Source organism: Amycolatopsis sp. NBC_01480 (assembly GCF_036227205.1).
Taxonomy (GTDB): Bacteria; Actinomycetota; Actinomycetes; order Mycobacteriales; family Pseudonocardiaceae; genus Amycolatopsis.
This window is the reverse complement of record NZ_CP109442.1, coordinates 5,700,346-5,717,794: the sequence shown is the minus strand read 5'-3', so window position 1 is coordinate 5,717,794 and position 17,449 is coordinate 5,700,346. Positions and strand designations below refer to the sequence as shown.

At 67.7% G+C, this 17,449-nt stretch carries 17 protein-coding genes and 3 pseudogenes; 10 read left to right on the top strand and 10 right to left on the bottom strand.

The features are described from left to right. Positions 1–28 precede the first annotated feature (28 nt). The 3 genes from OG371_RS27385 to OG371_RS27375 form a co-directional block, all read right to left on the bottom strand. Entirely contained in the window at positions 29–3,289 is a 3,261-nt protein-coding gene (locus tag OG371_RS27385) for a family 78 glycoside hydrolase catalytic domain (protein WP_329058078.1), read from the bottom strand. A 190-nt stretch (positions 3,290–3,479) separates the two neighbouring features. After that, positions 3,480–4,430, bottom strand: a complete 951-nt coding sequence (locus OG371_RS27380) for an NADP-dependent oxidoreductase (RefSeq protein ID WP_329058077.1) — start codon at positions 4,428–4,430, stop codon at positions 3,480–3,482. Positions 4,431–4,476: 46 nt separating this feature from the next. Continuing rightward, positions 4,477–4,968 carry a nuclear transport factor 2 family protein gene (locus OG371_RS27375; RefSeq protein ID WP_329058076.1) on the bottom strand — a complete coding sequence of 164 codons (492 nt, stop codon included), beginning with the start codon at positions 4,966–4,968 and terminating at the stop codon, positions 4,477–4,479. Positions 4,969–5,074: 106 nt separating this feature from the next. On the opposite strand from OG371_RS27375, the gene OG371_RS27370 reads away from it, so the two are divergent. Continuing rightward, a complete protein-coding gene (locus OG371_RS27370) occupies positions 5,075–5,683 on the top strand; it encodes a TetR/AcrR family transcriptional regulator (protein WP_329058075.1) in 609 nt (202 codons plus the stop codon). A 149-nt stretch (positions 5,684–5,832) separates the two neighbouring features. On the opposite strand, the gene OG371_RS27365 is transcribed toward OG371_RS27370, so the two are convergent. Then, positions 5,833–6,621 carry an SDR family NAD(P)-dependent oxidoreductase gene (locus OG371_RS27365; protein ID WP_329058074.1) on the bottom strand — a complete coding sequence of 263 codons (789 nt, stop codon included), beginning with the start codon at positions 6,619–6,621 and terminating at the stop codon, positions 5,833–5,835. 143 nt (positions 6,622–6,764) lie between these two features. Between OG371_RS27365 and OG371_RS27360 the strand changes: the two genes are divergently transcribed. Beyond that, positions 6,765–7,394, top strand: a complete 630-nt coding sequence (locus OG371_RS27360) for a TetR/AcrR family transcriptional regulator (protein ID WP_329058073.1) — start codon at positions 6,765–6,767, stop codon at positions 7,392–7,394. A gap of 403 nt (positions 7,395–7,797) precedes the next feature. Here the strand turns inward: OG371_RS27360 and OG371_RS27355 are convergent, their stop codons facing one another. Further along, a complete protein-coding gene (locus OG371_RS27355; protein WP_329058071.1) occupies positions 7,798–8,292 on the bottom strand; it encodes a MarR family winged helix-turn-helix transcriptional regulator in 495 nt (164 codons plus the stop codon). Positions 8,293–8,381: 89 nt separating this feature from the next. Between OG371_RS27355 and OG371_RS27350 the strand changes: the two genes are divergently transcribed. Then, positions 8,382–9,266, top strand: coding sequence for an alpha/beta fold hydrolase (locus tag OG371_RS27350; RefSeq protein ID WP_329058070.1), 885 nt, complete (start codon positions 8,382–8,384; stop codon positions 9,264–9,266). A gap of 15 nt (positions 9,267–9,281) precedes the next feature. On the opposite strand, the pseudogene OG371_RS27345 reads toward OG371_RS27350, so the two are convergent. Further along, a pseudogene (locus tag OG371_RS27345) lies at positions 9,282–10,182 on the bottom strand (IS5 family transposase). A 181-nt stretch (positions 10,183–10,363) separates the two neighbouring features. Between OG371_RS27345 and OG371_RS27340 the strand changes: the two are divergent. Then, entirely contained in the window at positions 10,364–10,549 is a 186-nt protein-coding gene (locus OG371_RS27340; protein ID WP_329058069.1) for a hypothetical protein, read from the top strand. Between the two features lie 26 nt (positions 10,550–10,575). Here the strand turns inward: OG371_RS27340 and OG371_RS47510 are convergent. After that, a pseudogene (locus OG371_RS47510) lies at positions 10,576–10,719 on the bottom strand (ISL3 family transposase); the annotation flags it as partial. A 53-nt stretch (positions 10,720–10,772) separates the two neighbouring features. Between OG371_RS47510 and OG371_RS27335 the strand changes: the two are divergent. Together OG371_RS27335 and OG371_RS27330 are read left to right on the top strand one after the other, a co-directional pair. Beyond that, a complete protein-coding gene (locus OG371_RS27335; protein WP_329057902.1) occupies positions 10,773–11,105 on the top strand; it encodes a transposase in 333 nt (110 codons plus the stop codon). After that, positions 11,105–12,019 carry an IS3 family transposase gene (locus OG371_RS27330; RefSeq protein ID WP_329057475.1) on the top strand — a complete coding sequence of 305 codons (915 nt, stop codon included), beginning with the start codon at positions 11,105–11,107 and terminating at the stop codon, positions 12,017–12,019. Before OG371_RS27335 ends, OG371_RS27330 begins: the two co-directional genes overlap by 1 nt. Positions 12,020–12,030: 11 nt before the next feature. Here the strand turns inward: OG371_RS27330 and OG371_RS27325 are convergent. Both OG371_RS27325 and OG371_RS27320 read right to left on the bottom strand, forming a co-directional pair. Continuing rightward, positions 12,031–12,809 (bottom strand): annotated as a pseudogene (locus OG371_RS27325) (ISL3 family transposase); the annotation flags it as partial. An 89-nt stretch (positions 12,810–12,898) separates the two neighbouring features. Next, complete coding sequence (locus OG371_RS27320; RefSeq protein WP_329058068.1) at positions 12,899–13,531, bottom strand: TetR/AcrR family transcriptional regulator; 633 nt, start codon at positions 13,529–13,531, stop codon at positions 12,899–12,901. A 78-nt stretch (positions 13,532–13,609) separates the two neighbouring features. On the opposite strand from OG371_RS27320, the gene OG371_RS27315 reads away from it, so the two are divergent. Then, entirely contained in the window at positions 13,610–14,620 is a 1,011-nt protein-coding gene (locus OG371_RS27315) for an NAD-dependent epimerase/dehydratase family protein (protein WP_329058067.1), read from the top strand. A gap of 57 nt (positions 14,621–14,677) precedes the next feature. After that, the gene (locus OG371_RS27310) at positions 14,678–15,556 is read left to right on the top strand and encodes a tyrosine-type recombinase/integrase (RefSeq protein ID WP_329058066.1); all 879 of its coding nucleotides are present in this window, start codon (positions 14,678–14,680) and stop codon (positions 15,554–15,556) included. Positions 15,557–15,589: 33 nt separating this feature from the next. Here OG371_RS27310 and OG371_RS27305 read toward each other — a convergent pair whose 3' ends face one another. Then, positions 15,590–16,192 carry a TetR/AcrR family transcriptional regulator gene (locus OG371_RS27305; protein WP_329058065.1) on the bottom strand — a complete coding sequence of 201 codons (603 nt, stop codon included), beginning with the start codon at positions 16,190–16,192 and terminating at the stop codon, positions 15,590–15,592. An 89-nt stretch (positions 16,193–16,281) separates the two neighbouring features. On the opposite strand from OG371_RS27305, the gene OG371_RS27300 reads away from it, so the two are divergent. Together OG371_RS27300 and OG371_RS27295 are read left to right on the top strand one after the other, a co-directional pair. After that, complete coding sequence (locus OG371_RS27300) at positions 16,282–16,650, top strand: DUF1330 domain-containing protein (protein WP_329058064.1); 369 nt, start codon at positions 16,282–16,284, stop codon at positions 16,648–16,650. Continuing rightward, positions 16,650–17,402 carry an alpha/beta fold hydrolase gene (locus tag OG371_RS27295; protein ID WP_329058063.1) on the top strand — a complete coding sequence of 251 codons (753 nt, stop codon included), beginning with the start codon at positions 16,650–16,652 and terminating at the stop codon, positions 17,400–17,402. The genes OG371_RS27300 and OG371_RS27295 overlap by 1 nt, the downstream gene beginning before the upstream one ends. Positions 17,403–17,449: the final 47 nt, after the last annotated feature.

Below are 17,449 nucleotides of genomic sequence, written 5' to 3'. Positions count from 1 at the left end.
CCGGGTAGGAGGTCGTGCTCCGGGGCACCTAGGCGATCCGGCTGGTGAACCGGTGGTTCCCGGCGCCGACGCGGAACACGCCGTCGCCGAGCGGCGTGACATCCGGTGGTCCACCGGTCGGCCGGGCACCTTCGAGCGTGCCGTCCGCCCGCGCTCCGGGCACGTGGACATCCGCGGTCGTGTTGGCGGGCACCTCGACCCGCAGCACCAGAGTTCCCCCGTCGTGGCGCCACTCGACACCCACCACGCCGCGCACGGTCTCGATCCGGGCAGCGGCGTGTGCCAACCCGGTGACACTGGGCTGGATCCGGATGTGCCGGTATCCGGGTTCGGCCGCGGTGATGCCCGCGAGGTGCTCGAAGAACCACCGATCAATCGAGCCGAACAGGTAGTGGTCGTGCGAAGGCGGCCGGCCCTGCCCCTCGTTGTGCAGCTCCCAGGTCTCCCACAGGGTGTCGGCACCGTTGTCGAGCCAGTAACCCCAGCTCGGGTAGGTGCGCCGGCTCGCGACGGCATGCGCGACATCGACGTGACCGTGCTGGGTCAGCAGGGGAAGCAGCAGGGCGGTGCCGAGCGCACCGGTGTTGAGGTGCTGGCCGCGCGCACGCACGTCGGCGACGAGGCCGGCGACGACCTGTTCGATCAGGTCCGCCGGCGCGAGACCGAAGGCGAGCGGGAGCAGGTTCGAGGTCTGGCGGTAGCCGTCGTCCGTCGAGGTGCGGTAGCTGCCCCGTTCCCGATCGAGGAACGCGGCGTTGAACCGGTCCCGAACCGCGTTCAGCAGCTGGGAATACGACCGCACGTCGGCGTCGAAGCCCAGCGTGGTCGCCGCGTCGACGACGATCTGCAACGTGCGGCACAGATACGCCGTCGCGCTGAGCCGCCTGTCCTCCGGTGGCTGGGTCCCACCCGGGGCGAGCCAGTCACCGAGGCTGCTGACCGCCAAGCCGTCACGGTCCAGCTGAGCCATGCTCCAGTCGACATATCGCCGAACTCGCGCGTAGTGCGCGTCGAGTGTCCGGCGGTCGCCGAAGCGCTGGTAGACCTCCCACATCACGATCGGGTAAGCCGCGGTCCACTCCGGTGCCCGCCAGTCGTACCCCCATCCCCCGCTGGGGGCGATCACCGGCATCAGGCCGTCCGGCCGCTGGCTGTCGCCCAGGTCATCCAGCCATTTGGCCAGAAAGGCCTGGGCACGGAAGTTCAGCGCGACGGACGGCAGGTTGAGGTGCCCGTCGGCGGTCCAGCCGATCTTCTCGTACATGACGTCGACCGCGGGGATGCCGAGCAGATGGTGGCCGGTGCTGCGGACGACCAACCCGTGGATGCGGTTGTAGAGCTCGTTCGAGCAGGAGAAACTGCTGGTCACCGGAGCCGCCGTACGCACCTCTTGCCCTCGCAAAAAGTCCTTCGCGGGCTTTGCGGGCAGACCGGTCACCTGGACGTAGCGGAAGCTCTTGTGGCTAAAGCGCGGCCGCCAGGTCTCCGTCCCGCTGCCGCCGAGAACGTACTCGTCGCGCTGGAAACGCCCGCCTTGCACATAGGTCTGATCGGCATCGGCGGTCCCGTCGTCGTGCAGCTGCTGCGAATACTGCAGCGCCAACCGTGTTCCAGGCGGCCCTTGCACACGCAGCTCCGCCCAACCACCGAGCGTCCGGCCCAGGTCGAACACGTAGGTACCGGGTATCGGCTCGGTGATCGCGACAGGCGCAACCGTCTCGACCACCTGGATCGGATGGCCCCGCTGAGCGACCACCCGGCCGGCCGGCGCGGCCAGCTCCGCAGCAGCCGGCCAGTCGCGCCGGTCGTGCCCCGGCGTCGACCAGCCCGGCCGTGCGAGCCGTGCGTCGTAGGTCTCGCCGGCGTAGATCGAATCCGACTGGGTCGGACCCCCTGCGTAACACCACTGCGGATCGGTCGCCACGGTGTCCCGGGTACCGTCCGCGTACTCGATCTCCAGCTGGGCGAGCAACCGCGGCTCGCCGTGCCAGGTTGCGGTGGTCCAGTCCCATGCGGTCGAGACCTTCTCGCCGAAGAAACCCCGGCCCAGTTCGGCCCCGACGGCGTTCTGTCCTTTGTGGAGCATAGTGGTCACGTCGTGCGTCACGGACAGAACGCGTTCGTCGTAGTCGGTGGGCGCGGGGTCGAGCACGTGGTCGCCCACCTTGAGTCCGTTGAGTTCCAGCTCGTGGTAGCCGACCCCGGCCACGTACAGCCTTGCCCGGCGGACGTTGTCGCGCACCGTGAATTCGCGGCACAGCAACGGCGCGGGCGTCACGACCTCCGCCTCGGAGACTCCGCGGCCCCACGGCCCTCCGCCGTACAAGGCGACCTCCCGGGCCCGGACCCAGGCGCTGTCGTCGAACGCCGGACCCTGCCAGCCGTCCGGCGCCTGTTCGCTCACCCGGAATTCGCCGCCGCTGTCCAGGATCGACGGTGGACCCGATTCGTACTCGACGGCAAGGCGAGCGATGAGCCCGGCCGGGGACGCGGACGTATTGATGGCTGTGATCGCCAGGACGTTGCCACCCGTTCCGAGTGCCGCGGTCAGATCCACGACGCGGCCGTCCCGCCACTGCCCGTCCGCTGCGGTCTCGGCCTGCTTCACGCCGTTGGCCCACAAGACGAAACGGTCATCCGCGGTCAGCAGTATCCTGGCGCGCTTCACCCGGCGATCCGCGGGAATGTCGAACGACCGCCGGAAGTAACGCTCCATCGGGGGCAGCCCGGCCGCAGGATCCCCTTCGGGGAACCAGATCCACCGCGCCATGTCCAAGGTCAGCTCCGCCGGGCCGGCGGCGGCGCCGATCCACGTACCGAGCCAGTCGGCCGGGTCGAGGAGACCCATCTCCCACTGGTTCGGTGCGCTCCACGCGGAGGGTTCGCCGGCAGCGTCCCAGACCCGCACCGTCCAGTGGCACAGGGTTCGCGCGGCCGGGGGCCGGCCCGCGTACTCGATGTTCACCGACTCGCTCGAGGGAACACGTCCGCTGTTCCACATGTCGGCCCGCTTGTCCGTCAGGCGGTCGGGCGAACTCGCGACCAGGATCTGGTAGGCACTCTGCCGCACTCCGCGGCCGCCTCCGGCGAGCCACCAGCTCAGCCGCGGCTTCACCGCGTCGATTCCCAGTGGGTTCCGGGCGAACTCGGTCCGCGGCTCGATGGCGCGTATCGGCTCGGTGCCGACGGTCGCGGCCGCCTCGCCTTTCGCCACCCCGGGGAACAGGGCTCCGAGCGCGACGCCGGCACCGACACCGGCTCCGGCGCCCAGGACCCGGCGTCGGGACATCCCTGAGCTGTTGTTCGACGGCATCGTCTCACCCGTCAGCGTCGTCGTGCGGGAACGCGCGATCAAAACGTTTCAATCAAGCCCAGTCTGTCTACAACCACTCGCCCACCGAAGCAAGATTCCGGCGAGATGTTGTCTCGCCCTGTCAGAGGCGTCACCTGAACACCTGACGCACGAGCCATACGATCCGTTAGAAGGCGGCAAAATCCAGGACGAGACGGCCGCGAACGCCACCCTCGGCCAGCCGACTGTGGGCTTCTGCGGCTTGGTCGGCCGGCAGCACGTCGGCCACCCGCAGGGTCAGCTCGCCCGCGCCGGCCTGCTCCCGCAGCCGAAGCAGGCGGGCGTGGTCGGTCGCCACCTCGGTGACGAAGACCTTGTGCAGCCTGATACCGCGGTCGACCGGGCCGTCCCAGCCGCGGACGACGGCCAACCCGCCACCGTCCCGGACCGCCGCGACGATCAGCCCGTCCAGCGCCGCCCCGTCGAGCACCGCATCCACCCCGTCCGGCGCGAGCGCGCGGAACCGGCCGGCGAGGTCGGCGCCCCTCGGCACCACCTCGTCCGCGCCCAATTCCTTCACCAGCTCGACATCGGCCTCCGAGGCGTCCGCGAACACCCGCAATCCCTCGGTCTTGGCCAGCTGCACCGCATACCCCCCGAAGGCGCCGGCCGCTCCGGTCACCGCGACGGTGCCGCCGGCCGGTACGGCCACCAGATCCAGCGCGAGCCGGGCAGTCAGGGCGTTCATCAGCAGTGTGGACGCGGCGGGGAAGTCCGCGCCGGGCGGTATCGAGACCACTGATTCCGCGGGCGCGACGACGAGTTCGGCGTAGGCGCCACCGCGCGGACCGTAGGCCTGCAGGATCGCGACCACCGGATCCCCGAGCCGGAGCGAGGTGTCCGTGTCCGGGCCGATCGCGTCGACCACGCCGGCGGCGTCCATACCCGGCACGTAGGGCCCGGGGCGGCCGTCGAACCAGGCCTTCACAACGCCGGCGCGCAGCACGGTGTCGGTGGGGTTGACCGCGGCGGCGTGCACGCGGATACGCACCTCGCCGGGGCCCGGAACGGGATCGGGCAGGTCGATCACCCGCAACACCTCGGGGCCGCCGAACTCGGTCAGGCCGATCGCACGCATGTCCAGTCCTCCACTTTCGGTTGTGTTCTCGACGCGGGTTCGACAGTCAGTGCTCGACGGGGATCTTGCCGGCGGCGGGGTTGCCCACCGACCAGCGCGAGCTGATCCGGTTGCGCCGGACCAGCCACACGTGGTCGTGGTCGCGGACCAGGTCGGTCTCGAACCGGTTGCCCAGCAGGAGGTGGTCCTGGAAGTCGACCGAGGGTCCCTCGCCGGTCCGGTGGTGCTGGCCGATCAGGTAGCAGGTCAGTTTGGCGGTGTCGCCCGCCACCCACACCCGGATGTTGGACAGGGCGTGGAAGGTGTCCATCGCCGTGCCCACGGTCCGCATCAGCGTCTCGACAACCTGCTCGCGGCCGACGTAGGGCTCGAAAACGTGGATGCTGTGGTCGATGCCGCCGAGGTCGAACACCGCGTCCTCGGTGAAGGCGGACCTCAGCAGTTCCTCGTCGCCGAAGTCGATTCCCTCGACGAGCCGGGTGACCGCGTCCACGATTCCGTCCCGGTCGGTGTACGCCGTCGCCTCGGTCAAGCTCATCAGAAGTCTCCGCTCACGACCAACGCCAACGTTGGCGTTGCATATTCCGAACGTAGCACTCCGCTTCCACCAACGGCAACGTTGGCGTCGGTGCTAGCCTTCACGCATGAAGCGAACCGTCGACGACACGCGCCGCCTGCTCCGGGAAGCCGCGCTGGTCGAGTTCGCCGAGCACGGGTCCGACGGCACCACCGTGACCCGCATCGCCGCCCGCGCCGGCGTCAACAAGGAACGGCTGTACGCCTACTTCGGCGACAAGGACGCCCTCTTCGACGAAGTGCTCACCGAAGCCCTGGAAGAACTCTCCCGCGTCGTCGCACCGGACGGCCCGAGCTTCGGCGACATGGGCGACGTCGCCGGACGCACCTTCGACTACTACGGCCGGCACCCCGAACTGGCGCGCCTGCTGCAGTGGGAAGGCCTGCGCGGCGCGCCACCGGTCAACGCCTCCGTCCGCGTCGAGCACTACCGCCGCAAGGTCGCCGCCACCGCCCGGGCCCAACGCGACGGGACCATCGACAGCGGCATCGACGCCGGCCACCTCATGTTCCTGATCATCGGACTCGCTGCATGGTGGTTCAGCGTCCCGCAACTCGCCACCATGCTGACCGGTGCGGAGGCCGACGACCCGGACGAGCGGGCCCGGAGGCGGGCCTGCGTCGTGGAGGCGGCCCGGCGCCTGACCCGATCACGGCCGGACGTCACAACTTCTTGAGGAGAATTCCGAGGACCTCGGATCCGCTCGGGTCAGGGCTGGTGAGTTCGGGCCAGGCCTCGACGTTGAGCGCGGTCGAACCGCGAGCTCCGAGCTCGGGCTGCGCCGGCCGAGCTACTCGAGTTACACGCTTCACCTGGTCAAGACTTTCACGGAGTCTTGAGGCTGCCCCCGTCGACGATCCAGTTGGAGCCCACCGCGCTGGGCATCGCCGGCGACGCCAGCACCAGCACCACCCGGGCGATCTCAGCGGGTTCGATCAGCTTGCCCGTCACCATGCCCGCCTGCTCCGGCATGGCCGCGAGCACCGTCTCATGGTCCAGGCCCATGCTCGCCGACAGCCGTCCCACATAGCCATCCGGGCTCGTCTGGATCGCAGTCCGGGTGGCACCGGGAGTGACGACGTTGACCCGGACACCCGTCTCCCCCAGTTTCTCCGCCAACCCACGGGAGAACGCGCTCAGCCCAGCCTTGGCCGCGGCATAGCACAGCGGCACCCCACGCGGGTCGCGCGCGGAACTCGAGCCGATGTTCACGATCGCGCCCCGCGCCCGCGACAACGCCGGCAGCGCGGCCCGCGTCATCTCCACGGCGGCGCGCAGGTTCAGCGCGAGCACGTCGTCCCACGCCGCGCCGGAACCGCCGATGGGGTCGAGGAGGTCCGCGTCGAACGCTTCCCCGCCGCCCGCGTTGTTGACGAGCACGTCGAGGCGCGGGGCGCTCGCGAGCACGGTGTCGAGCACCCGGCGCGGTGCGCCGGGGTCGAGGAGGTCGGCGGACACGAACGTCGCGCCGGTGGCTTCGAGCTCGCGGGTGTTCTTCCGCGACACGGCGACGACTTCGGCGCCTTCGGCGACGAACGCCTCGACCGTCGCCAGCCCGATGCCCCGGCTCGCCCCCGTCACGAGGACACGCTTGCCCGCAAGATCCAGATCCATGGTGGTTCTCCGTTCGCATCTGACTTGACTCAACAAATGCTACACCACAGTCTCATTTAGTCGCCGAGTCGAGACGTTGATGATTCGGATGTAAGCTGATCCGGGACTCTCGGTTGAGCCGAGCGAGAAGGAGGGGGTTCCGGGTGAGCGCAGACGCCGAACCGAGGCGCTTGCGGGCGGACGCGGAGCGCAGCACGGCGCGGATCCTGGCGGCCGCCGAGGAGTTGCTCGCGGTCGACCCGACCGCGACGCTGGAACGGATCGCCGACGCCGCGGGGCTCGCGCGCGCCACCGTCCACCGCCGGTTCTCGTCCCGGAAGGCCCTGCTGGAGGCGCTGACCCGCCTGCTCAACGAGCGCTACCTGCGGGGGCTCGAGCAGGCACGAGTGGCGACGGCGCCGCCCGTCGCGGCGCTGTACCGGCTGACCGAGCTGCTCTTCGAGCTGAAGGTCGACAGCCGGGCGATCATGGAACTCACCGCGGACCCGGCCACCAAGATGACACCCCTGAGTCCTGAGGTGACAACCGGGCTGGCGCAGCTGTTCAGGCGGTTGCGCGAAGCCGGCGAGATCACCGCCACCGACACGGCGTGGTGCTGCGCCATCTACCTGGCCGTCGTCCACGAAGCAGCGCAGCTGCCGGCGGACTCACCGGCTTTGGGCATCGCGGCGGGCGACGTGGGCGCGCGGGCCGACCTGACCTACCGGACCGTGCTGGCCGCGCTGGGAGGCGACCGGCCGCACCTTGAGCCTCACGGAGAACCCCGCTCCTGATTTCGCGCCAGGTACATCGGGTTACGCCGATGTCGGCGATCCCGACCAGCGCGGCAGTGGTCGCCAGCCGCACGAAGGCAGCGGCGCAGTCGGGCTTTCCTCAGCTGGCCGGCGGCGGTCTCCGTTCCAGCACAACGAGATCCCAGCCGCTCGCGATGACTACTGTGCCGACCGTTACTAATCCGACCACAGCCACGGCCGAATGGCTTCGTAGCAACGGTTACGTGCCGCGCACGGGTCGGCCTACTTTTGGCCGGCACAGCGACCGCACGGACGTCGATCAGTCCGCACTGGCCATGAGCGGCGCGTCGGCACCATAGACCCCGCGTGGCCGACCTCTGCACCGACGCCGGAATCACCGCCACCACCGCGTTCGCAACGAAACCCTTATGAAGGATCGAGGCTAGTGGCCTAAGGAACTCGCTTCTGGTGCCATCCACTTGGCTGCGTCGACCTGGATGTCGACCTGGGTAGGGTCTTTGCCCAGCAGTGCGCTCAGCATTCCTTCCATCTGCGCGAGCGGGGCTGCCCCCACTTGTCTCTCCCATTCCCCGCGGAGCTCGTCGAAGATTGCCTCAGCTTCGCTCAGCATCGCGAGCCCGTTTGCGGTGACGTAGAGACGCTGGCGGCGCCTGTCCGCAGGATCGGGTTCACGCGCTACATAGTTGCTTTGTTCCAGAGCGGAGATGGTCTTCGCCGCAGCTTGTTTGCTGACGTGCATCCGGCGGCCGACTTCGGAGGTGGTGTCAGCACCGGACAGGATCGCCTGCAGCGCGAAGTCGTGGACCGGTCGCACCTCTTGGTAGCCACGGGCGATGAGTTCGGCTGTGGCTCGATCGGCCAACGTGCGGAACGCGCCAAGAAGTAGTTGCGCGAGGTCGGCACCGGCTCGGGACACTCGCGGAGCTTACGACAGACCGTTGACAACGACAACCTTAGTTGTCTAATGTGATGGACAACCAAGGTTGTCTATTTGGGAGTGAATCCATGATTCTCACCGAACCCGCCGGCATGACCATTCCCGGTGTGACCCACCACCTGGCGGACATCAACGGCGCCCGCCTGCACCATGTCGCAGCAGGTGTCAGTGGCTCCCCGATCCTGCTCCTCCATGGATGGCCGGAGACCTGGTGGGCTTTCCGCAAGCTGATCCCGATCTTGGCTCGCGTTCACCGTGTGATCGCTGTCGACCTCAGGGGTTTCGGCGACTCCAGCACCGAGGAAGGGGACTACAGCGAATCCGCCTCCGCCGAGGATCTGCATCAGCTGGTCGAGCACATCGACCTGGGTGCCGTCCACGTCGCATGTCAGGACATCAGCGGAGGCGTGGGTTTTCATTTCGCAGCCACGCACCCCGAGGATGTCCTCAGTTTCACTGGCATCGAGACGACTCTCGCCGGCTTCGGCCTGGAGGCTCTTGCTGACGTAAACAACGGCGGGTCCTGGCATAACGGGTTCCTGGGTGCCCCCGGCATCCCGGAGATGCTCATCCCAGGCCATGAGCGCGAGTTCATCGAGGGATGGGCCTATCCAATGATGACCGGAGTGCAGGGGGCGATCACCCAGGTCGACTTCGACGAATTCCTGCGTACCTACAAGCGGCCAGACGGCTGGCGCGGTACCACGGGCCTCTACCAGGCCATCTTCTCCGACGGAGGCAGGACCAGGGCGCTAGCCGAGACTCGCCCACTGGACGTCCCCGTGCTCAGTGTCGACGGCGTCAATGCCCCCATCACCGAGCAGACCCTTCGCCAGTTGACTACGCGTGAAATCACTTCGGCCCATGTGGAAGGTGTCGGCCACCTCATAGCGCAGGAATCTCCGCAAGCCCTGGCCGAGATCCTGCTGGATTTCATCGCCCAGGTCGACTAGGGCGTGTTTCTTGGATCATGGGACGGGGTCGCGAAGCCAGATCTTGATCGAGGCGACGTCGATGGTGCCCTGATAGATGATGTCGAGCTTGTCGTATCGGGTGGCCACGGCCCGGAACGCTTTGAGCTTGTTGAAGGCACGCTCGACGGTGTTGCGGTCCTTATAGCGCTCGGCGTCGAAAGCTGGTGGCCTGCCACCGGCCGAGCCGCGCTTGCGGCGGTTGGCTTTCTGGTCGTCCTTGACCGGGATCACCGCCTTGATCCCGCGCCCGCGCAGGTAAGCCCGGTTGGCTTTGGAGGAGTAAGCCTTGTCCGCCATCACCCGAGCAGGCCGGACCCGGGACCGGCCCAGACCACGACGCCGGATCCGGATCCGCTGCAGCAGCGGGATAAAGCGGGGCGAATCACCGTGCTGACCCGGGCTGGTCAACCGGGCGATCGGCCGGCACCGCCGGTCGGCGACCAGATGAATCTTGGTGGAAAGCCCACCACGCGAGCGCCCCAGAGCCTGACGGCCAGCCCGGGATTTCGTGTCATTCGACCCAGCCCCCTGTGTCAGCCTCGGCGGCCCGGCCGTGACGGGCTCCGGCGGCGTGCTGATGCGCACGGACCACGGTGGAGTCCGCGCCGACCGTCCAGTCCATCCCTTCGGCCTCGTCGCACCCAGCCCGCAACCGGTCCAGGATCGCCGCCCACGTCCCATCCTGCGACCACCGGTTGTGCCGTTTGTAGACCGTCACCCAGTTTCCGTACTCGGCGGGCATGTCCCGCCACGGGCACCCGGTGCGGGCCCGCCAGAACACCCCGTTGATCGTGGCCCGGTGATCAGCCCACCGACCACCACGGCCAAGATTCAACGGCAGCAACGACCGCAGCCGGCCCCACTCCTCATCACGCAGATCGTGCCGATCAAACACCCACCACGATCTACCGGATCTCTAGATCAAGATCCAGGAAACACGCCCTAGTACTCCAGTCGTAGTTCGTCACGGCCGAACGGCTTCGTAGCAACGGTTACGCGCCACGTAGGGGTCGGCCTACTTTTGGCCGGATTAATAACTCGCCAGCGGGGTCGAACGCGACCGGGCCGACGAACTGGTGATCGAAACGCCGACTTCACCCGTCCGCACTGGCCATGAGCGGCGCGTCGGCACCATGGACCTCGCGTGGCAGGTCGGCGATTACGACCCATCCCGGTTCAAGCTTCATGCGATCGACGAGGTGGTCGACAGCCCGTCCGGTGATGGCCAGCTGCAGGAAGCGCGAGAAACTTCCCCAATGTGACAGGCATGCATATCGGCTCATCGCAGTCAGCGGAGTAGGAGTGGTCTGAAGCCGCCAGCTTCGATAGTGACCGGGCGATGTAGTTGGTCAGGTTTCGGAACCCGAGCGCCGAGCCGCGGAGGTGTTCGAGCCACCCGTTGATGGCTCGGTGGTCCGTTGCCGGTGTGAGGTTCCCCCTGGGCGGTGGACACCGAGCTAGCAGGACTGCGGTCCTGCTGGAAGGATGTCCGTTATGCCTCCTCGTAAGCGTCGGTCGTACACGGCCGAGTACAAGATTGAGGCTGCGCATCGTGTGATCGACTCCGACCGCACGATCGCCGAGGTTGCCCGTGAGCTGGGGATCGATCCGGGGATGTTCAGTGTCTGGGTCAAAGACGAACGGCGGAGGATCGCCGCCGCCGGGGTCCACGGCGAGAAACCCCTGGAAGCTGCAGAGCAAGCCGAACTGCTGCGATTGCGCAGGCAGGTGGCCGAGCTGGAGAAGGACAACGCGTTCTTGGTAAAAGCGTCGGCGTACTTTGCCGCGATGCAGAAGAACCCGCGAGGTTCGATCTGATGGCGAAGTACGCCGGCCCCGACGAGCCCGCCGGCTCCACACCACCCGAGGGCACACGGTTCTCTGTCCTGCGCATGGCGCGGCTGCTCGGTGTCTCGACGTCCGGCTACTACGCGTACATGAAACGTTCCGCAGCAACGATGTTGACGCCCCGGCGGCAGCGCCGCGCTGATCTGGCGGTGAAGATCCTCGACGTACACACCGAGTCCGACGGTACCTACGGGTCCCCGCGGATCACCGCCGAACTACGGGCACGCGGTGAAACAGTGAACGAGAAAACCGTCGCGGCAATCATGGCCGGAATCGGGATCGAGGGCATCAGTCCCCGCACCTTCAAAGTCCGCACCACGGTGGTTGACCCGGCGGCGTCGTTTCCGCCGGATCTGGTGCGACGCAACTTCGACCAGGGCAAGCTCGACGCGGTCTGGCTGACCGACATCACCTACCTCACCTGCGGTGAGGGTGATCTGTACTTGTGCGCGATCCGCGACGGGCATTCCCGCCGCGTGCTCGGGCACATCGTCGCCGACCATATCGGTGCTGACATGGTCTGTGAGGCCATCGACGCGGCGGTGGCCTGCCGCAGCCGCGGTGTCGCCGGCACAGTGCTGCATTCCGATCGCGGTGGGGAATTCACGGCCGGGTTGACGGCGCGAGCCTGCGACCGGTACGGGTTGAAACGGTCGATGGGTGAGACCGGTATCTGCTGGGACAACAGCCCCGCGGAATCGTTCTGGTCAACGTTCAAGCACGAGTACTTTTACCGCCACACGTTCACAGTCAAGGCAGAACTTGTTGCTGCAGTTGACAAGTGGATCGGTCGGTACAACAATGAGAGGCGTCACTCGGCTATCGGGATGCTCAATCCTGTGTGCTACGAACAGTCCCTGACAGGCGCAGCGAAAGCTGCTTGAAGACCTGTCCACTGTTCGGGGGGAACCTCAGTGCCGGGCCGGTCGAAGAACGCGAGGATGCCTCCAGCGCGTTTCTTCAGCGTGCGGCCGAGCTTGCGGAGCTATGCCAGCATGGTGGGAACGCCGCTGCTGAGAGTGTCGATGACGGTCTGCATGACCTTCTTCCCAAGTTCGCGGTCCGGTTCCCGGTAGTCGGTGATCATGCGCCGGTAGATGCCCCAGGTCGCCTCGACCTCGACGTGCCGGTCGTCGGTGAACAGTGCCTCCAGGCGGGTCTGCTGTTCTCGGTGAGGAGGGCTGCGCCGGTGTGGAGTGTGCGGCGGGCCTTGTAGAGCGGGGCGTGTTTCCGCCCGCGTCTGCCGAACCTGTCGCGCTGGACCCGGCCACGGCAGGTGTCGAGCGCGTCGCCGGCGAGGCGGACGACGTGGAAGGGGTCCATCACCGTGACAGCGGTAGGGATCTCCTCGGCGGTGGCGGTCGTGAAGCCGGTGAATCCGTCCAGCGCGACGACCTCGATCCCGTCCCGCCAAGTGTCGGGCCGTTCGGCGAGCCAGGTCTTGAACCCGGCCTGCGAACGACCCTCGACCACGTCCAGCAAGCGGGCAGGGCCGGTCTTGCCGCGGACCGGGGTCAGGTCGATGATCACGGTCACGTATTTGTCGCCGAGTTTCGTGTGCCGCCAGACGTGTTCGTCGACGGCGATGTTCGCCGTGTGCCAGGAGACTCCGAGACCGGCAGCGACGCGGGCGACGGTGAGGTGGTCGATCACGAGGGCTTCCAGAGCCCAGCGCCGGCGGAGAGCCAGTCGTATCCCCGAGTTCCCTCAGCGGTGCGGTAGTAGCTCAACGCAATTGAGGGTGTAGGGCTGTACTTCATCCCCTACGGAATGCTCGTCCGCTGAGGGCCGGACACGTCAAGAAGCGCGAGCATGGCGGGAAGCAGTTCGCTGTTCAGTGGATCCGGGTTGCTGCGGTCGATTGCCCCCTCCAAGGCGAGGGTCGTGTACCCGTGCACGAGAGACCAGACCGCGTAGCTCGGCAGCAGTGCGGGGTCGGTGTCGCCAGCCGCCGGTTCGGCGTCCTCACCGCGCAGGCCTCGATCCAGGACGAGGAGGGCGCGGTGCTTCTGCTCGGCCAGTTCGGGTGCGGTGAAGTCGAACTGCGTCATCCGCCACATCAGGTCGAACAGGGCACGGTTCTCACCCGCGAAGGCGACGTACTCCGCAGCGATGCACGTGACGCTCTCTCGCGCATCGAGCCCTGCGAGTTCGAGTGATTCGAGCCGATCACAGAGCTGCCGGTACGCACGGGTCGCGAGCGCACCGAGGAGCCCGCGCGCGTCACCGAAGTGATGTTTGGGAGCAGACTGCGACACCCCCGCCCGTCGTGCGGCTTCGCGCATACTGAACCCGGCGACACCTTTCTCGGTCAGCACGACGAGCGCGCTGTCGAGCAGCGCGGCGCGCAGGTTGCCGTGGTGGTACTGATCCCCGGTGAGTGGTTCCTTGTCCATCCCGTCATCTTGACAGTGAGCAGATGCTTCGTAAACTACTCACTGTCAAGATGACGGGCGGGGGTGGATATGCCGGATATGGTGCTGGTCACGGGCATCTCGGGGTTCATCGGTGGTCACATCGCAGCCGAGCTGCTGCGGCGCGGATACGCGGTACGTGGCTCGGTGAGGTCGCACTCTCGTGTCGGCGAGGTGCATGCGGCGATGGCGGCAGCGGGCGTCGACACCGCAGAGCTCGAGATCTGCCAGCTCGACCTGCTGTCCGATCAGGGGTGGACGGAAGCGGTCGGCAGCTGCCGATACGTACTGCATGTGGCCTCCCCGTTCGTGTTGGCGAAACCGAAAGACCCGGACGAGCTGATCCGTCCCGCCGTCGAGGGGGCGATCCGGGCGGTCGGAGCGGCACTGGACGAGGGCGTGGAGCGAGTGGTCATGACCTCGGCGTTGGCGACGATGCAGTTCGCCCGCGCACCCAAAGGGCACATCTACACCGACGCCGACTGGACCGACCCGGACGATCCGCGCCTCAACGCGTACACCGTCTCGAAGGTCAAGGCCGAGCGGGCCGCGCGAGAGCTTGTGCAGCAGCGTGGGGTCCCGGACCGGCTTGCAGTCATCAACCCGGGCGCGGTGGTCGGGCCACTCCTGACGAACGATCCTGGGACCTCAGTCACCGCGATCCAACAGATCATGTCGGGGGCACTCCCGATGATCCCCGACCTTCGGCTTCCGTGGGTCGATGTGCGGGACGTCGCCGACGCCCACATCGCCGCGATGACCTCCACGAGCGCCGCCGGTCGCCGCACGATCATCGCCACCGACCCGATGTCACTCATCGACGTCGCCAGAGTGATCCGCGAACGCCTTCCCGAAGCAAGCCGGAGGATGCCTGCACGGGCGATGCCGACCTGGTTCACCTGGCTCGCCAGCGTGTTCGAACCCCAACTGCGCGACAACCGATGGCTGATCGGCCAGAACCAGCGCTTCGACAGCACCACCGCCGAGACTCTCCTCGGACACCCATTGCGATCGATCCCCGACGCGATCGAGCAGACCGGACGCAGCCTGGCCGAACGGCAGCTCATTTGAACTCCGGTACGTGACTGCGCACCTGCTCCCCGTTCTGACAATTTCTGGAGACGGCGTATGAACGCTGAGTCCGTCGGTGTTCCTCCCGCGCGCGGTGTCAGCGATCTCGCCAATCACGCCGCGGGTGCCATGGGCCGCTATCTGGACAGCTGCGGCTTCGCGGTCAACACCGTTCGTGCCTACAAAGGGCAGGTTGCGGCGTATGTGCAATGGGTCACGGCAAACGAGGCAAATCATTCAGCGGCGTTTTCCGACGTCGGTGGCGCTGAAGCTGCCGTAGCGTCATGGCGCGCCTACCTCGTGGAGTCCGGGACCGCTCCATCGTCGATCAATCAGGCTCTCATCGCGGCGACTCTGCTCTACGAGCGCGGTGCAGGGTTACGAATCCAGGTGGAACGCGTGCCGCGGAAGCAGCCGGCGGACGTTCATCCGCTCAGCCTGATGCAACAGCGGAACGTCGACCGTGCGTCCGTGCGCAGTGGGGTGCGCAATGCTGCGATTGTTGCGGTATTGCTCTACGCCGGAGCGACGCCGGAGGAGTGTGTACGCCTTCGCGTCGAAGACCTCAGCCTGGTGGACGCTGCCGCGAGCGTTCACCTGCGACGCAAAGATGGCCACGTCCGAGTGGTTCCGTTGCCGGATATCGCGAGGGAACGCCTCGCAGCATGGGTGGCATGCTGCGAGCGACCAGGTCCGTTGTGGATCGGTCCGGGGGGAATGCCGATGACTGTCGCGGGGATCACCCGCGTCGTGGTCTTGACGGGTGAAGCCGCTGGAATACCCGGGCTCCGCCCGTTCCGGTTGCGCCATACCTGTGGCGTCCGGCTTCGCGAGGACGGCGCGGACGTCTCCCTCGTGCGGGAGCGTCTCGGCCTGCAATCGACCAAGGCAGCGTCTCGGTACTTCTCGCGCAGTCGCGGCCGAGCCCGCTCGTAGCGCCCGGCACTGAGCGAACAAGGGGAGGTTCGATTATGCCGGGGCGAGCGCCCGGCGCCAGTAGCCGGTGACGCTGTGGCGCACCTGCTCGATGTCCACACCACGCGGGTCCAACAGTCGCTGCAAAGCGATCCCGCGTAGCTGCCCGACGATGGCGACCGCGACGTCGTCGGGCCTCAGACCGGGGTCGATGACACCGGCCGCGATGCCGGCCTCGACGTCGACGCGCAAGTCGGCGCGGAAGGCGGCGTCGCGCTCGCGGAAGATCGACGCCAAGTCGGGTTGCGTGGCAGCCTCGGCCCACAACAGCAGAAAAGCTTGGTTGAACACGCCGAGGCGGGCGAGTTCGCCGAGGTAGCCGTCGATCAGCCGCAGGAGACGGTCGAGCCCGGGCGGCAGATCGTCAAGGCCGGGCACGAACCCGGCCTGCGTTGCCCGGGCGAGGCGTTCCACCAGTGCCTGCTTACCGCCGAAGTGATGGGTGACGATGCCGCGGCTGTAGCCGGCACGTTGCCCGACGCGTGCCAGCGTCAGCGAGCGAACGCCTTGCTCGACGACCAGTTCGGCGGCGGCGGCCAGCAGGGCGGCTTCGGCCTGGTCTCGGCGTTCCTGCTGGGTGCGGCGGGTGGTGGTCATGCCTGGAGTCTAGCAAAGTAACTTGCATGTCGCCCAACAAGCATGTGTAGTGTGGTGACGTACCCGTACCCCGCTACAGGAGGCTTCCGATGATCGAAATCGACGACCGCGCCCTCGACGCCCTGCTGGCCGACGACCCGGGCGGCCCGGTCGTGATGCTCAACCTGCTGCGATTCCGCCCGGACGGCGGCCGCGAGAGCTACCAGCGCTACGCGGAGGCACTCGGCCAGTCGATCAACGCCCGCTACGGCCTGAGCCTGGAGTACCTGGGCGACGGCGGGCGAGCCCTGGTCGCCGAGGACGGACAAGCCTGGGACATGGTGGTGCTGGTCCGTTACCCGGACCGGCAGGCGTTCGCGGCCATGATCGGCGACCCGGACTACCAGGCGGTCGCCCATTTGCGCAGCGAGGCGCTGGTGGAATCGGTGCTGCAGCCGACCACGCCGTTCGCCGTCTGATGCCCGCGGTCTTCGTTCACGGCAACCCGGAGACGACGGCGGTCTGGGAGCCGCTGCTGGCCGAACTGGCGGGCGTCCGGTCCGACCTGATCTGCCTGTCACCGCCCGGTTTCGGCGCGCCGCTGCCCGCCGGGTTCGGCGCCACCCAGGCGGATTACCGGGACTGGCTCGTCGAGGAGCTGACGGCGTTGGGCGAGCCGGTGGACCTGGTGGGTCACGACTGGGGCGGTGGCCACGTGCTGAACGTCGTGCTGAGCCGCCCGGACCTCGTGCGCAGCTGGGTCAGCGACGTGCTCGGGATCTACGACCCCGGCTACCGGTGGCACGAGCTGGCCCGCCTTTGGCAGACACCGGATGTCGGCGAAGCCGATGTCGTAGCGCGGTTCGGCGGTACGGCCGAGGAGCGTGCAGAAGCGTTGGCGGAGCGGGGAATGAGCCGGCAGGTCGCGGCTCGCGTCGCGGCCGGGCAGGACGCTGCGATGGGACGGGCGGTCCTCGCGCTGTACCGCTCGGCCGCCGATCCGGGGACGCTCGGGCTCGGGCTGGACATGGAGCGCGCTGCGGCGTGTCCGGGTCTGGCGATCCTGGCCACGGCAGACCAAGCCGTCGGCACCGAAGAACAACGCCGGCGAGCCGCCGCCCGTGCCGGTGCCCAGGTGGCGGTCCTCGAAGGCTTGGGCCACTGGTGGATGACCGAAGACCCGGCTCGTGGCGCTGCGGTCCTGACCGGCTTCTGGGCAACGATCCCCTGAGTGTGGCCCAAAATCCCGGCTGATCCGAGCCGGTCTGCGGGCTGGTT

Excerpts from the sequence above, each read along its gene's own strand:
- OG371_RS27305 (WP_329058065.1), bottom strand. The coding sequence starts at position 16,192 with ATGACCACCACCCGCCGCACCCAGCAGGAACGCCGAGACCAGGCCGAA.
- OG371_RS27310 (WP_329058066.1), top strand. The coding sequence starts at position 14,678 with ATGAACGCTGAGTCCGTCGGTGTTCCTCCCGCGCGCGGTGTCAGCGAT.
- OG371_RS27380 (WP_329058077.1), bottom strand. The coding sequence starts at position 4,430 with ATGCGTGCGATCGGCCTGACCGAGTTCGGCGGCCCCGAGGTGTTGCGG.
- OG371_RS27330 (WP_329057475.1), top strand. The coding sequence starts at position 11,105 with ATGGCGAAGTACGCCGGCCCCGACGAGCCCGCCGGCTCCACACCACCC.
- OG371_RS27315 (WP_329058067.1), top strand. The coding sequence starts at position 13,610 with ATGGTGCTGGTCACGGGCATCTCGGGGTTCATCGGTGGTCACATCGCA.
- OG371_RS27350 (WP_329058070.1), top strand. The coding sequence starts at position 8,382 with ATGATTCTCACCGAACCCGCCGGCATGACCATTCCCGGTGTGACCCAC.
- OG371_RS27370 (WP_329058075.1), top strand. The coding sequence starts at position 5,075 with ATGAAGCGAACCGTCGACGACACGCGCCGCCTGCTCCGGGAAGCCGCG.
- OG371_RS27300 (WP_329058064.1), top strand. The coding sequence starts at position 16,282 with ATGATCGAAATCGACGACCGCGCCCTCGACGCCCTGCTGGCCGACGAC.
- OG371_RS27295 (WP_329058063.1), top strand. The coding sequence starts at position 16,650 with ATGCCCGCGGTCTTCGTTCACGGCAACCCGGAGACGACGGCGGTCTGG.
- OG371_RS27375 (WP_329058076.1), bottom strand. The coding sequence starts at position 4,968 with ATGAGCTTGACCGAGGCGACGGCGTACACCGACCGGGACGGAATCGTG.
- OG371_RS27335 (WP_329057902.1), top strand. The coding sequence starts at position 10,773 with ATGTCCGTTATGCCTCCTCGTAAGCGTCGGTCGTACACGGCCGAGTAC.
- OG371_RS27320 (WP_329058068.1), bottom strand. The coding sequence starts at position 13,531 with ATGGACAAGGAACCACTCACCGGGGATCAGTACCACCACGGCAACCTG.
- OG371_RS27365 (WP_329058074.1), bottom strand. The coding sequence starts at position 6,621 with ATGGATCTGGATCTTGCGGGCAAGCGTGTCCTCGTGACGGGGGCGAGC.
- OG371_RS27385 (WP_329058078.1), bottom strand. The coding sequence starts at position 3,289 with ATGTCCCGACGCCGGGTCCTGGGCGCCGGAGCCGGTGTCGGTGCCGGC.